Origin of the sequence: Pseudomonas sp. YNh (assembly GCF_037993085.1) — a bacterium.
GTDB classification, from domain to species: domain Bacteria; phylum Pseudomonadota; class Gammaproteobacteria; order Pseudomonadales; family Pseudomonadaceae; genus Aquipseudomonas; species Aquipseudomonas putida.
In genome coordinates this window covers 35,224-48,245 of the sequence record NZ_JBBMRJ010000022.1, presented here as the reverse complement: position 1 = coordinate 48,245, position 13,022 = coordinate 35,224, and the positions used below count along the sequence as shown (strand labels likewise).

General features: G+C 59.4%; 14 protein-coding genes. All 14 read left to right on the top strand.

The features are described from left to right. The first annotated feature begins 25 nt into the window (after nucleotides 1–25). Nucleotides 26–1,918 (top strand): tRNA uridine-5-carboxymethylaminomethyl(34) synthesis enzyme MnmG, encoded by a 1,893-nt coding sequence (mnmG, locus tag WF331_RS20705; RefSeq protein ID WP_041168155.1) that lies wholly within the window; start codon nucleotides 26–28, stop codon nucleotides 1,916–1,918. After that, nucleotides 1,915–2,565, top strand: coding sequence for a 16S rRNA (guanine(527)-N(7))-methyltransferase RsmG (rsmG, locus tag WF331_RS20700; protein WP_016502298.1), 651 nt, complete (start codon nucleotides 1,915–1,917; stop codon nucleotides 2,563–2,565). The genes mnmG and rsmG overlap by 4 nt, the downstream gene beginning before the upstream one ends. 18 nt (nucleotides 2,566–2,583) lie before the next feature. Beyond that, nucleotides 2,584–3,375 (top strand): ParA family protein, encoded by a 792-nt coding sequence (locus WF331_RS20695; RefSeq protein WP_016502297.1) that lies wholly within the window; start codon nucleotides 2,584–2,586, stop codon nucleotides 3,373–3,375. A gap of 9 nt (nucleotides 3,376–3,384) precedes the next feature. Continuing rightward, nucleotides 3,385–4,257 carry a ParB/RepB/Spo0J family partition protein gene (locus WF331_RS20690; RefSeq protein WP_016502296.1) on the top strand — a complete coding sequence of 291 codons (873 nt, stop codon included), beginning with the start codon at nucleotides 3,385–3,387 and terminating at the stop codon, nucleotides 4,255–4,257. Nucleotides 4,258–4,405: 148 nt separating this feature from the next. Next, nucleotides 4,406–4,813, top strand: a complete 408-nt coding sequence (locus WF331_RS20685) for a F0F1 ATP synthase subunit I (RefSeq protein ID WP_008092225.1) — start codon at nucleotides 4,406–4,408, stop codon at nucleotides 4,811–4,813. Between the two features lie 16 nt (nucleotides 4,814–4,829). After that, nucleotides 4,830–5,699, top strand: a complete 870-nt coding sequence (atpB, locus tag WF331_RS20680; protein ID WP_016489912.1) for a F0F1 ATP synthase subunit A — start codon at nucleotides 4,830–4,832, stop codon at nucleotides 5,697–5,699. A gap of 142 nt (nucleotides 5,700–5,841) precedes the next feature. After that, on the top strand, nucleotides 5,842–6,099 hold the full coding sequence (atpE, locus tag WF331_RS20675) for a F0F1 ATP synthase subunit C (RefSeq protein ID WP_003097235.1): 258 nt from the start codon (nucleotides 5,842–5,844) through the stop codon (nucleotides 6,097–6,099). Nucleotides 6,100–6,155: 56 nt separating this feature from the next. Beyond that, complete coding sequence (locus tag WF331_RS20670) at nucleotides 6,156–6,626, top strand: F0F1 ATP synthase subunit B (RefSeq protein ID WP_003253189.1); 471 nt, start codon at nucleotides 6,156–6,158, stop codon at nucleotides 6,624–6,626. A 12-nt stretch (nucleotides 6,627–6,638) separates the two neighbouring features. Continuing rightward, nucleotides 6,639–7,175, top strand: a complete 537-nt coding sequence (locus tag WF331_RS20665; protein ID WP_003253191.1) for a F0F1 ATP synthase subunit delta — start codon at nucleotides 6,639–6,641, stop codon at nucleotides 7,173–7,175. Between the two features lie 21 nt (nucleotides 7,176–7,196). Then, nucleotides 7,197–8,741, top strand: a complete 1,545-nt coding sequence (atpA, locus tag WF331_RS20660) for a F0F1 ATP synthase subunit alpha (protein ID WP_012274911.1) — start codon at nucleotides 7,197–7,199, stop codon at nucleotides 8,739–8,741. 48 nt (nucleotides 8,742–8,789) lie between these two features. Continuing rightward, the gene (gene atpG / locus WF331_RS20655; protein ID WP_016502295.1) at nucleotides 8,790–9,650 is read left to right on the top strand and encodes a F0F1 ATP synthase subunit gamma; all 861 of its coding nucleotides are present in this window, start codon (nucleotides 8,790–8,792) and stop codon (nucleotides 9,648–9,650) included. Nucleotides 9,651–9,677: 27 nt separating this feature from the next. Next, nucleotides 9,678–11,054, top strand: coding sequence for a F0F1 ATP synthase subunit beta (gene atpD / locus WF331_RS20650; RefSeq protein ID WP_016502294.1), 1,377 nt, complete (start codon nucleotides 9,678–9,680; stop codon nucleotides 11,052–11,054). Nucleotides 11,055–11,097: 43 nt separating this feature from the next. Then, entirely contained in the window at nucleotides 11,098–11,517 is a 420-nt protein-coding gene (locus tag WF331_RS20645; RefSeq protein WP_041167946.1) for a F0F1 ATP synthase subunit epsilon, read from the top strand. A 121-nt stretch (nucleotides 11,518–11,638) separates the two neighbouring features. Then, nucleotides 11,639–13,006 (top strand): bifunctional UDP-N-acetylglucosamine diphosphorylase/glucosamine-1-phosphate N-acetyltransferase GlmU, encoded by a 1,368-nt coding sequence (glmU, locus tag WF331_RS20640; protein ID WP_340623251.1) that lies wholly within the window; start codon nucleotides 11,639–11,641, stop codon nucleotides 13,004–13,006. The last annotated feature ends 16 nt before the right edge of the window (nucleotides 13,007–13,022 follow it).

Sequence of the window (13,022 nt, the reverse complement as noted above, 5' to 3'; positions counted from 1 at the left end):
CGCAAAAACAGGCACGAGGTGCGTGGTGGATTTCCCTTCCCGTTTTGAAGTGATCGTCATCGGCGGCGGCCATGCCGGTACCGAGGCTGCGCTTGCGTCTGCACGCATGGGTGTGAAAACCCTGCTGCTGACCCATAACGTGGAAACCCTCGGTCACATGAGCTGCAACCCCGCCATCGGCGGTATTGGCAAAAGCCATCTGGTCAAAGAGATCGATGCCCTCGGCGGCGCCATGGCGCTGGCCACCGACAAGAGCGGCATCCAGTTCCGCGTTCTGAACAACCGCAAGGGCCCGGCGGTACGCGCCACCCGTGCGCAGGCCGACCGCGCCATCTACAAGGCGGTGGTGCGTGAAATCCTGGAAAACCAGCCGAACCTGTGGATATTCCAGCAGTCCTGCGACGACCTGATCGTCGAGCAGGACCAGGTCAAGGGCGTAGTTACCCAGATGGGTTTGCGTTTCTTCGCCGAATCGGTGGTACTGACCACTGGTACTTTCCTCGGCGGGCTTATCCACATTGGTCTGCAAAACCATTCCGGTGGCCGTGCCGGTGATCCACCCTCGATCGCCCTGGCCCACCGCATGCGTGAACTGCCGCTGCGCGTCGGCCGCTTGAAAACCGGGACTCCGCCACGCATCGATGGGCGCTCTGTGGATTTCTCGGTGATGACCGAGCAGCCAGGTGATACGCCGATCCCGGTCATGTCCTTCATGGGCAATGCCGAAATGCACCCACGGCAGGTGAGCTGCTGGATTACCCATACCAATGCGCGTACCCACGAGATCATCGCCTCGAACCTCGATCGTTCGCCGATGTACTCGGGTGTGATCGAAGGCGTCGGTCCGCGCTACTGCCCATCGATCGAAGACAAGATTCACCGGTTCGCCGACAAGGAAAGCCACCAGGTGTTCATCGAGCCGGAAGGCCTGAACACCCATGAGCTGTACCCCAACGGTATTTCCACATCGCTGCCGTTCGACGTGCAGCTGGAGCTGGTGCGTTCGATCCGCGGCATGGAAAACGCCCACATCGTCCGCCCGGGCTACGCCATCGAGTACGACTACTTCGACCCGCGTGACCTCAAGTACAGCCTCGAGACCAAAGTCATCGGTGGCCTGTTCTTCGCCGGGCAGATCAACGGCACCACCGGTTACGAAGAAGCCGGTGCCCAGGGCCTGCTGGCCGGGACCAACGCCGCATTGCGCGCACAGGGCCGCGAAAGCTGGTGCCCGCGCCGCGACGAAGCCTACATCGGCGTACTGGTCGACGACCTGATCACCCTGGGTACCCAGGAGCCGTACCGCATGTTCACCTCACGTGCCGAGTACCGCCTGATCCTGCGCGAAGACAACGCCGACCTGCGCCTGACCGAGAAAGGCCGTGAACTGGGCCTTATCGACGATCAGCGCTGGGCCGCCTTCTGCGCCAAGCGTGACGGCATCGAGCGTGAGGAACAGCGCCTGAAGTCGACCTGGGTTCGGCCGAACACCGAACAAGGCCAAGCCATTGTGGATAAGTTCGGCACGCCGCTCAGCCACGAGTACAGCCTGCTGAACCTGTTGGCGCGCCCGGAAATCGACTACGCCGGGCTGATCGAGGCGACCGGCGGTGACGCAATCGATCCACAGGTCGCCGAGCAGGTCGAGATCCGCACCAAGTACGCGGGCTACATCGACCGCCAGCAGGATGAAATCGCTCGCCTGCGCGCCAGCGAAGACACCCGCCTGCCTGTGGATATCGACTACACGACGATTTCCGGCCTTTCCAAGGAGATTCAGGGCAAGCTTGGCCAGACCCGCCCGGAAACCCTGGGCCAGGCTTCGCGCATCCCGGGCGTGACCCCGGCGGCGATTTCCCTGTTGCTGATTTACTTGAAAAAACGCGGCGCTGGCCGCGAATTGGAGCAAAGCGCTTGAGTTCCCTGGTCACCCCGCAACACGCTGAAGAGTTGTCCACAGGCGCGCGCCAGCTCGGTGTCGAGCTGAGCGCCGAGCAGCACGAGAAACTGCTTGGCTACCTGGCCCTGTTGATCAAATGGAACAAAGCCTACAACCTCACGGCCGTGCGCGACCCGGACGAGATGGTGTCGCGCCATCTGCTCGACAGCCTGAGCGTCATGGCGTTTATCCACAGCGAGCGTGACAACTGGCTGGATGTCGGCAGCGGCGGTGGCATGCCGGGTATTCCGTTGGCTATCCTGCATCCGCACAAGCGCGTGACGGTGCTGGACTCCAACGGCAAGAAGACCCGCTTCCTGACCCAGGTGAAAATGGAGCTCAAACTGGACAACCTCACGGTTATCCACAGCCGGGTCGAAGCCTTCCAGCCGGCGCAGCCGTTCGACGGAATCATCTCCCGCGCTTTCAGCAGCATGGAGAACTTCACCAACTGGACCCGCCATCTGGGCGACACCGGGACGCAATGGCTTGCAATGAAGGGGCTGCATCCTGCCGATGAACTGGTAGCATTGCCCGCAGACTTCACAGTGGAAAGCGAACAGGCCCTGACCGTTCCAGGTTGCCAGGGCCAGCGCCATCTGCTGATACTGCGCCGCAAGGCATGACTGGGAACACGCGCATCAATGGCTAAGGTATTCGCAATCGCGAACCAGAAAGGTGGTGTAGGCAAGACCACCACCTGTATCAATCTCGCCGCCTCGCTGGCCGCGACCAAGCGTCGTGTGCTGCTGATCGACCTCGATCCGCAGGGCAACGCCACCATGGGCAGCGGTGTGGACAAGCACGAGCTCGAGCACTCGGTCTACGACCTGCTGATCGGGGAATGCGACCTGGCCCAGGCCATGCATTACTCCGAGCACGGTGGGTTCCAGTTGCTGCCGGCCAACCGCGACCTGACCGCCGCCGAGGTGGTGCTGCTGGAAATGCAGGTCAAGGAGAGCCGTCTGCGCAACGCACTGGCGCCTATCCGTGAGAACTACGACTACATCCTCATCGACTGCCCGCCGTCGCTGTCGATGCTCACGCTCAACGCCCTGGTCGCTTCCGATGGCGTGATCATCCCCATGCAGTGCGAGTACTACGCACTGGAAGGCCTCAGCGACCTTGTGGATAACATCAAGCGCATCGCCGCCCGGTTGAATCCGGAGTTGAAGATCGAGGGCTTGCTGCGGACCATGTACGATCCTCGCCTGAGCCTGAACAACGATGTTTCGGCGCAGCTGAAGGAACACTTTGGCCCGCAGCTGTACGACACGGTCATTCCGCGCAATATTCGCCTGGCCGAGGCCCCCAGCTTCGGCATGCCGGCCCTGGCCTACGACAAGCAATCGCGCGGCGCGCTGGCTTATCTGGCTCTGGCCGGGGAACTGGTTCGCCGCCAGCGCCGTCCATCACGCACTGCACAAACAACTTAAGGAATCCGTATGGCCGTCAAGAAACGGGGTCTCGGACGTGGGTTGGATGCACTGCTCAGTGGTCCTTCCGTCAGCGCGCTCGAAGAGCAGGCTGTGAAGATCGACCAGAAAGAACTGCAACACCTGCCGGTCGAGCTGATCCAGCGTGGCAAGTACCAGCCGCGTCGGGACATGGACCCGGAGGCGCTGGAAGAGCTCGCGCATTCGATTCGCAGCCATGGCGTCATGCAACCGATCGTGGTCCGCCCGATTGGCGACAACCGCTTCGAGATCATCGCCGGTGAGCGCCGCTGGCGCGCGACCCAGCAGGCCGGCCTGGACACGATCCCGGCCATGGTCCGCGAAGTGCCCGATGAAGCCGCCATTGCCATGGCGCTGATCGAGAACATCCAGCGCGAAGATCTCAACCCGCTGGAAGAGGCCATGGCCCTGCAGCGTCTGCAGCAGGAATTCGAGCTCACCCAGCAACAGGTGGCCGACGCCGTGGGCAAGTCGCGGGTCACCGTGGCCAACCTGCTTCGCCTGATCACCTTGCCGGAGGCGATCAAGACCATGCTCGCCCACGGTGACCTGGAGATGGGCCATGCACGCGCATTGCTCGGCCTGGACGAAAACCGTCAGGAGGAGGGGGCGCGTCATGTTGTCGCACGTGGTCTCACCGTGCGCCAAACCGAGGCACTGGTTCGTCAGTGGCTCAGTGACAAGCCTGATCCGGTCGAACCGAGCAAACCTGATCCGGATATCGCACGCCTTGAACAGCGGCTCGCAGAGCGCCTGGGGTCGGCCGTCCAGATCCGTCATGGGAACAAGGGCAAGGGCCAGTTGGTTATTCGTTACAACTCGCTTGACGAGTTGCAAGGCGTGCTTGCTCACATCCGCTGAAACAATTCCTGTTGTAGCGCGCAGTCGGAAATCACTACGAAGAGTTGAATAGGGGTTAATCCACCCCTATACTCTGCGCGCATTTTGTCGGCACAAATTATGCCAAGTCATAGCTGACTTGTTGGTCGACTTCCGAGGAGCAGTTGTGATGGAAATCCGCACGCCAAACCGCCTGCCTTTCCATCGCTGGGCGGTTTTTCCGGTACTGCTGGCTCAATTCGTCGTACTGCTGCTGGCAACCCTGGTGTTGTGGCAGTGGAAAGGGGCGGTCAGTGGATATTCAGGCCTTTGCGGAGGTTTGATTGCGTGGCTGCCCAATGTGTATTTCGCCTGGAAGGCTTTTCGCTTCAGCGGAGCTCGGGCAGCACAAGCCATCGTCAAGTCGTTCTACGCTGGCGAGGCAGGCAAGATGATTTTGACGGCAGTGCTTTTTGCACTGACCTTCGCAGGAGTGAAGCCACTGGCGCCGTTAGCAGTATTCGGCGTCTTCGTGTTGACCCTTTTGGTCAGCTGGTTCGCGCCCCTGCTGATGAATAAAAGACTTTCGAGACCTTAGGGCGTTTGAGGCAACCATGGCAGCAGAAACCGCTTCGGGCTATATCCAGCACCACTTGCAGAACCTGACCTACGGTCAACTACCAGACGGCAGCTGGGGCTTTGCCCATTCGGCTGCAGAAGCCAAGGCAATGGGCTTCTGGGCGTTCCACCTGGACACCCTGGGTTGGTCCGTCGCGCTGGGTCTGATCTTCCTGTTCATTTTCCGCATGGCGGCAAAGAAGGCGACTTCCGGCCAGCCTGGCGGTCTGCAGAACTTCGTGGAAGTGATGGTCGATTTCGTCAACGGCAGCGTGAAGGACTCCTTCCACGGCCGTAGCCCGGTAATCGCACCGCTGGCACTGACCATCTTCGTCTGGGTATTCCTGATGAACGCCGTCGACCTGGTACCGGTCGACTGGATTCCTCAGCTGGCCATCCTGATTTCCGGTGATCCGCACATTCCGTTCCGCGCCGTTTCGACCACCGACCCGAACGCGACCCTGGCCATGGCCTTCAGCGTGTTCGCCCTGATCATCTTCTACAGCATCAAGGTCAAGGGCCTGGGCGGCTTCATCGGTGAACTGACCCTGCACCCGTTCGGCAGCAAGAACATCTTCGTGCAGATCCTGCTGATTCCGGTCAACTTCCTGCTCGAATTCGTCACCCTGATCGCCAAACCGATCTCGCTGGCACTGCGTCTGTTCGGCAACATGTATGCCGGCGAACTGGTGTTCATCCTGATCGCGGTCATGTTCGGCTCCGGCCTGCTGTGGCTCAGCGGCCTGGGTGTGGTGCTGCAATGGGCGTGGGCTGTGTTCCACATCCTGATCATCACCCTGCAAGCTTTCATCTTCATGATGCTGACCATCGTCTACCTGTCGATGGCGCACGAAGATAACCATTAAGACCGCCTGGCGTGTCTGATAGCCTTCCTCGCCTGTTCGGGGGGAGGGCTTAAAAAGTCCGCAAGGGCAGCTGTACTCACGATTTGTTTTACCGCTTCAAACTAAAAACCTAACCAATACGACGTAAAAGTCGGGAGGAAAGATGGAAACTGTAGTTGGTCTGACCGCTATCGCTGTTGCTCTGCTGATCGGCCTGGGTGCTCTGGGTACCGCCATTGGTTTCGGCCTGCTGGGCGGCAAATTCCTGGAAGGCGCTGCTCGTCAGCCAGAAATGGTTCCGATGCTGCAGGTCAAAATGTTCATCGTTGCCGGTCTGCTCGACGCCGTAACCATGATCGGTGTTGGTATCGCTCTGTTCTTCACCTTCGCGAATCCGTTCGTTGGTCAGATCGCCGGCTAATCACTCGTCACCACGAGTTGATGGCTGTATGAATTAAGACCGAGCGAGGTGTTGGCGTGAACATTAATGCAACCCTGATTGGCCAATCCGTTGCTTTCCTGATTTTTGTACTCTTCTGCATGAAGTATGTATGGCCTCCGGTCATCACTGCTCTGCAAGAGCGCCAAAAGAAGATTGCCGACGGTTTGGACGCTGCCAACCGCGCAGCTCGCGACCTGGAGCTGGCCCAAGAGAAAGCGGGTCAGCAACTGCGTGAAGCTAAAGCACAGGCAGCCGAAATCATTGAGCAAAGCAAGAAACGCGCTGCTCAGCTTGTCGAGGAAGCCCGTGAACAGGCCCGCGTCGAAGCTGACCGTGTGAAGGCTCAGGCTCTGGCCGAGATCGAACAGGAACTGAACAGCGCTAAAGACGCCCTGCGTGCCCAAGTGGGTGCTCTGGCCGTTGGCGGTGCTGAAAAGATCCTTGGCGCCACAATCGATCAAAACGCGCATGCGGAGCTGGTTAACAAACTGGCCGCTGAAATTTAAGCGAGGGCGATCATGGCAGAACTGACCACGTTGGCCCGACCTTACGCTAAGGCTGCCTTTGAGCATGCCCAGGCCCATCAGCAACTGGCCAATTGGTCAGCCATGCTCGGCCTGGCTGCTGCGGTGTCGCAAGACGACACCATGCAGCGCCTGCTCAAGGCCCCGCGACTGACGAGCGCAGAAAAGGCCGCCACGTTCATTGACGTGTGCGGTGACAAGTTCAATGCACAGGCACAGAATTTCATTCATGTTGCCGCGGAAAACGACCGTCTCCTGCTTCTGCCGGAGATTGCCGCTCTGTTTGACCTGTACAAGGCCGAGCAAGAGAAATCCGTGGACGTGGAAGTCACCAGTGCCTTCGCGTTGAACCAAGAACAGCAAGACAAACTCGCCAAGGTTCTCAGTGCACGGTTAGGCCAGGAAGTGCGCCTGCACGCGTCGGAGGATGCCAGCCTGATTGGCGGCGTCGTCATCCGCGCTGGTGACCTGGTAATCGATGGCTCTGTTCGCGGCAAAATCGCGAAACTGGCCGAAGCATTGAAATCTTGAGTTTGAAGGGGCAGCAGAGCAATGCAGCAACTCAATCCTTCCGAAATTAGTGAAATCATCAAGGGCCGCATCGACAACCTCGATGTGAGCTCCCAAGCCCGTAACGAAGGTACCGTTGTTTCGGTTTCCGACGGTATCGTGCGGATCCACGGTCTGGCCGACGTCATGTACGGCGAAATGATCGAGTTCCCGGGCGGCGTCTACGGCATGGCCCTGAACCTGGAGCAAGACTCCGTAGGTGCAGTGATCCTGGGTGCCTACGACACCCTCGCCGAAGGCATGAGCGCCAAGTGCACCGGCCGCATCCTGGAAGTTCCGGTTGGTAAGGAACTGCTGGGTCGCGTCGTCGACGCACTGGGCAACCCGATCGACGGCAAAGGTCCTCTGGGCAACACCCAGACCGACGCGGTCGAGAAAGTAGCTCCAGGCGTGATCTGGCGTAAGTCGGTAGACCAGCCTGTACAGACTGGCTACAAATCCGTCGACGCCATGATCCCTGTTGGCCGTGGCCAGCGTGAGCTGATCATTGGCGACCGTCAGATCGGCAAGACCGCCATGGCCATCGACGCCATCATCAACCAGAAAGACTCCGGTATTTTCTGTGTTTATGTAGCTGTCGGCCAGAAGCGTTCCACCGTTGCCAACATCGTTCGCAAGCTGGAAGAAAACGGCGCCCTGGCCAACACCATCGTGGTTGTTGCCAGTGCTTCGGAATCCGCCGCACTGCAATTCCTGGCGCCATACGCCGGTTGCACCATGGGCGAGTTCTTCCGTGACCGCGGTGAAGACGCTCTGATCGTTTACGATGACCTGTCCAAGCAGGCCGTTGCCTACCGTCAGATCTCCCTGCTGCTGCGCCGTCCACCAGGACGTGAAGCGTACCCAGGCGACGTGTTCTATCTCCACTCCCGTCTGCTGGAGCGTGCATCGCGCGTTTCGGAAGAGTACGTCGAGAAGTTCACCAACGGTGCTGTCACTGGCAAAACCGGTTCCCTGACCGCTCTGCCGATCATCGAAACCCAGGCTGGCGACGTTTCCGCGTTCGTTCCGACCAACGTGATTTCCATCACCGACGGTCAGATCTTCCTGGAATCGGCCATGTTCAACTCGGGCATCCGCCCTGCAGTGAACGCCGGTGTTTCGGTATCCCGCGTAGGTGGTGCCGCTCAGACCAAGATCATCAAGAAGCTGTCCGGTGGTATTCGTACCGCGCTGGCTCAGTACCGTGAACTGGCTGCATTCGCCCAGTTCGCGTCCGATCTGGACGAAGCGACCCGCAAGCAGCTGGAGCATGGTCAGCGCGTTACCGAGCTGATGAAGCAGAAACAGTACGCGCCAATGTCCATCGCGGACATGGCACTGTCGCTGTACGCCGCTGAGCGTGGCTTCCTGACCGACGTAGAAGTCTCCAAGATCGGCAGCTTCGAGCAAGCACTGATCGCCTTCTTCAACCGTGATCACGCTGAACTGATGGCGAAGATCAACGTGAAGGGTGACTTCAACGACGAAATCGACGCAGGCCTGAAAGCCGGTATCGAGAAGTTCAAGGCCACCCAGACCTGGTAAGCCGCAGCGGGGGCCCTGGCCCCCGCTTGCTAACCTGATAGGTGATACATGGCAGGCGCAAAAGAGATTCGCAGTAAGATTGCGAGCATCAAAAGCACGCAAAAAATTACCAGCGCCATGGAGAAAGTGGCGGTCAGCAAGATGCGCAGGGCACAAATGCGCATGGCTGCTAGCCGTCCTTACGCGGAGCGTATCCGCCAGGTGATCGGTCATCTGGCCAACGCCAACCCGGAATACCGCCACCCGTTCATGATCGAGCGCCCTGTAAAGCGCGCCGGTTATATCGTGGTGAGCAGTGACCGTGGTCTGTGCGGTGGCTTGAATACCAACCTGTTCAAGGCCTTGGTCAAGGACATGAGCGCAAACCGCGAACAGGGCGTTGAAATCGACCTGTGCGTGATCGGCAGCAAGGGTGCGACTTTCTTCCGCATCTTTGGCGGCAACGTCGTAGCAGCGATCAGCCACTTGGGCGAAGAGCCATCGATCAACGATCTGATCGGCTCCGTCAAAGTGATGCTGGACGCCTACCTGGACGGCCGTATCGATCGCCTCTCCGTGGTTTCGAACAAGTTCATCAACACCATGACCCAGAAGCCAACGGTCGAGCAATTGGTACCGTTGGTGGCAACCCCGGATCAGGATCTCAAGCATCACTGGGATTACCTGTACGAACCCGACGCAAAAGAGCTGCTGGACGGCTTGATGGTGCGTTACGTGGAGTCGCAGGTATACCAGGCGGTGGTCGAGAACAACGCTGCTGAACAAGCGGCCCGGATGATCGCCATGAAGAACGCCACAGACAACGCCGGTGATTTGATCAAAGAGCTTCAGTTGATCTACAACAAGGCGCGTCAGGCTGCGATCACCCAGGAGATCTCGGAAATCGTCGGCGGCGCTGCCGCGGTTTAACGGTTCAAAAATTCAGAGGATCCAGCTATGAGTAGCGGACGTATCGTTCAAATCATCGGCGCCGTCATCGACGTGGAATTCCCACGTGATGTCGTGCCGAGTGTATACAACGCGCTGAAAGTACAAGGCGCGGAAACCACCCTGGAAGTTCAGCAGCAGCTGGGCGACGGCGTGGTTCGTACCATTGCGATGGGCTCTACCGAAGGCCTGAAGCGCGGTCTGGAAGTCGTTGACTCCGGCGCTGCCATTTCCGTTCCTGTTGGTAAGGCCACCCTGGGCCGTATCATGGACGTACTGGGCAACCCGATCGACGAAGCCGGCCCGATCGGTGAAGAAGAGCGTCGCGGTATCCACCAGCCAGCGCCTTCGTTCGCTGACCAGGCAGGCGGCAACGACCTGCTGGAAACCGGCATCAAGGTTATCGACCTGGTTTGCCCGTTCGCCAAGGGTGGTAAAGTTGGTCTGTTCGGTGGTGCCGGTGTCGGCAAGACCGTAAACATGATGGAACTGATCCGTAACATCGCCATGGAACACAGCGGTTACTCCGTGTTCGCTGGTGTGGGTGAGCGTACTCGTGAGGGTAACGACTTCTACCACGAGATGAAGGACTCCAACGTTCTCGACAAAGTAGCACTGGTCTACGGTCAGATGAACGAGCCACCAGGAAACCGTCTGCGCGTAGCGCTGACCGGCCTGACCATGGCTGAGAAGTTCCGTGACGAAGGTAACGACGTTCTGCTGTTCGTCGACAACATCTATCGTTACACCCTGGCCGGTACCGAAGTATCCGCACTGCTGGGCCGTATGCCTTCGGCAGTAGGTTACCAGCCGACCCTGGCTGAAGAGATGGGCGTTCTGCAAGAGCGCATCACCTCCACCAAGGAAGGTTCGATCACCTCCGTTCAGGCCGTATACGTACCTGCGGACGACTTGACCGACCCGTCGCCAGCGACCACCTTCGCCCACTTGGACGCCACCGTCGTTCTGTCCCGTGACATCGCCTCCCTGGGTATCTACCCAGCGGTCGATCCACTGGACTCGACTTCGCGCCAGCTGGACCCGAACGTGATCGGCAACGAGCACTACGACACCGCTCGTGGCGTTCAGTATGTTCTGCAGCGCTACAAAGAGCTGAAGGACATCATTGCGATCCTGGGTATGGACGAACTGTCCGAGACCGACAAGCAACTGGTAGCCCGCGCTCGTAAGATCCAGCGCTTCCTGTCGCAGCCGTTCTTCGTGGCCGAAGTCTTCACCGGTTCGCCAGGCAAGTACGTTTCCCTGAAAGACACCATCGCTGGCTTCAGCGGCATCCTCAAAGGTGACTACGACCACCTGCCAGAACAAGCGTTCTACATGGTCGGCAGCATCGACGAAGCGATCGAGAAAGCCAAGAAACTGTAATTCCTGCGCCCCGCAAGGGGCGCTATCAGGTTGAGGCAAGCAGATGGCTATGACAGTCCATTGCGATATCGTCAGCGCGGAAGGAGAAATTTTCTCCGGTCTGGTCGAGATGGTGGTTGCGCACGGTAACCTGGGTGATCTTGGTATCGCTCCAGGCCACGCGCCGCTGATCACCAATCTGAAGCCAGGTCCGATTACGCTGACCAAGCAGGGTGGCGCCCAAGAGGTGTTCTACATCTCTGGTGGTTTCCTCGAGGTTCAGCCGAACATGGTCAAGGTGCTTGCCGATACCGTGCAACGTGCTGCAGACCTGGATGAAGCGCAAGCTCAGGAAGCCCTCAAGGCTGCCGAGAACGCCCTGAATCTGAAAGGCGCGGACTTCGACTACAGTGCCGCCGCCGCACGTCTGGCCGAGGCCGCAGCCCAGCTGCGTACCGTCCAGCAAATGCGCAAAGGCAAGTAATCGGCCTCGGCTGATAACTTCTGTTGCGATTGAGTAAAAGGGTAGCCTCGGCTACCCTTTTTCTTTTTCTGATTTTTCTCCCCCCGGTCTTTCACTGACCGCCCAGGATTGGTAGCCAGTAATGTCACTCGATATCGTTATTCTCGCCGCCGGCCAAGGCACCCGCATGCGCTCGGCTATGCCCAAGGTGCTGCACCCGGTAGCCGGCAACTCCATGCTCGGCCATGTTATCCACAGCGCGCGCCAGCTGCAGCCGCAAGGTATCCACGTGGTTATTGGTCATGGTGCCGAGCTGGTTCGCGAGCGCCTGGCCGCTGACGACCTGAACTTCGTCATGCAGGAAAAACAGTTGGGTACCGGCCATGCGGTAGCCCAGGCATTGCCGGCCGTGACCGCCGACACCGTGCTGGTGCTGTACGGCGATGTACCGTTGATCGAAGTGGAGACCCTGCAACGCCTGTTGGCCAAGGCCAATGAACAGCAGCTGGGCCTGCTTACGGTATCGCTCGACGACCCGACCGGCTACGGTCGCATCGTGCGTGACGAGCAAGGCCGGGTGACTGCCATCGTTGAGCACAAGGACGCCAACGACGCGCAGAAAGCGATCAAGGAAGGCAACACCGGTATTCTGGCGCTGCCAGCCGCGCGCCTGGCCGACTGGATGGGCCGCCTCTCGAACAACAACGCCCAAGGCGAGTACTACCTGACCGACGTCATCGCCATGGCAGTGGCCGACGGCCTGGTGGTGGCCACTGAACAGCCACACGACCCGATGGAAGTGCAAGGCGCCAACGATCGTCGTCAGCTGTCCGAGCTGGAGCGTCATTACCAGCTGCGTGAAGGCCGCCGCCTGATGGCCCAGGGTGTGACCCTGCGGGACCCGGCGCGCTTCGATGTACGGGGTGAAGTGACCGTTGGTCGTGATGTGCTGATCGACATCAACGTGATTCTCGAAGGCAAAGTGGTCATCGAGGACGATGTGCAAATCGGCCCTAACTGCGTCATCAAGAACACCACCCTGCGCAAAGGCGCGGTGGTCAAGGCCAACAGCCACATTGAAGGCGCCGTGATGGGCGAGGGCAGCGATGCCGGCCCGTTCGCCCGCTTGCGCCCTGGTAGCGTGCTGGACGCCAAGGCCCATGTGGGTAACTTCGTCGAACTGAAAAACGCCCACCTGGGTGAAGGCGCCAAGGCCGGTCACCTGACTTACCTGGGCGATGCTGAAATCGGTGCACGCACCAATATTGGCGCTGGCACCATCACCTGCAACTACGATGGCGCCAACAAGTTCAAGACAGTGATGGGCGAGGACGTGTTCATCGGCTCGAACAACTCGCTGGTGGCGCCTGTGGAAATCAAGGCCGGCGCGACCACCGCAGCCGGTTCGACCATCACCCAGACTGTCGAAGCCGCCGACCTGGCTGTGGGTCGTGCGCGCCAGCGCAATATCTCGGGCTGGAAGCGGCCGGAGAAAATCAAGAAGAGCTGAGTTATTCACAGCTGTT

Excerpts from the sequence above, each read along its gene's own strand:
- WF331_RS20695 (WP_016502297.1), top strand. The coding sequence starts at position 2,584 with ATGGCTAAGGTATTCGCAATCGCGAACCAGAAAGGTGGTGTAGGCAAG.
- WF331_RS20690 (WP_016502296.1), top strand. The coding sequence starts at position 3,385 with ATGGCCGTCAAGAAACGGGGTCTCGGACGTGGGTTGGATGCACTGCTC.
- WF331_RS20685 (WP_008092225.1), top strand. The coding sequence starts at position 4,406 with ATGGAAATCCGCACGCCAAACCGCCTGCCTTTCCATCGCTGGGCGGTT.
- atpB (WP_016489912.1), top strand. The coding sequence starts at position 4,830 with ATGGCAGCAGAAACCGCTTCGGGCTATATCCAGCACCACTTGCAGAAC.
- atpE (WP_003097235.1), top strand. The coding sequence starts at position 5,842 with ATGGAAACTGTAGTTGGTCTGACCGCTATCGCTGTTGCTCTGCTGATC.
- WF331_RS20665 (WP_003253191.1), top strand. The coding sequence starts at position 6,639 with ATGGCAGAACTGACCACGTTGGCCCGACCTTACGCTAAGGCTGCCTTT.
- atpA (WP_012274911.1), top strand. The coding sequence starts at position 7,197 with ATGCAGCAACTCAATCCTTCCGAAATTAGTGAAATCATCAAGGGCCGC.
- atpG (WP_016502295.1), top strand. The coding sequence starts at position 8,790 with ATGGCAGGCGCAAAAGAGATTCGCAGTAAGATTGCGAGCATCAAAAGC.
- atpD (WP_016502294.1), top strand. The coding sequence starts at position 9,678 with ATGAGTAGCGGACGTATCGTTCAAATCATCGGCGCCGTCATCGACGTG.
- WF331_RS20645 (WP_041167946.1), top strand. The coding sequence starts at position 11,098 with ATGGCTATGACAGTCCATTGCGATATCGTCAGCGCGGAAGGAGAAATT.
- glmU (WP_340623251.1), top strand. The coding sequence starts at position 11,639 with ATGTCACTCGATATCGTTATTCTCGCCGCCGGCCAAGGCACCCGCATG.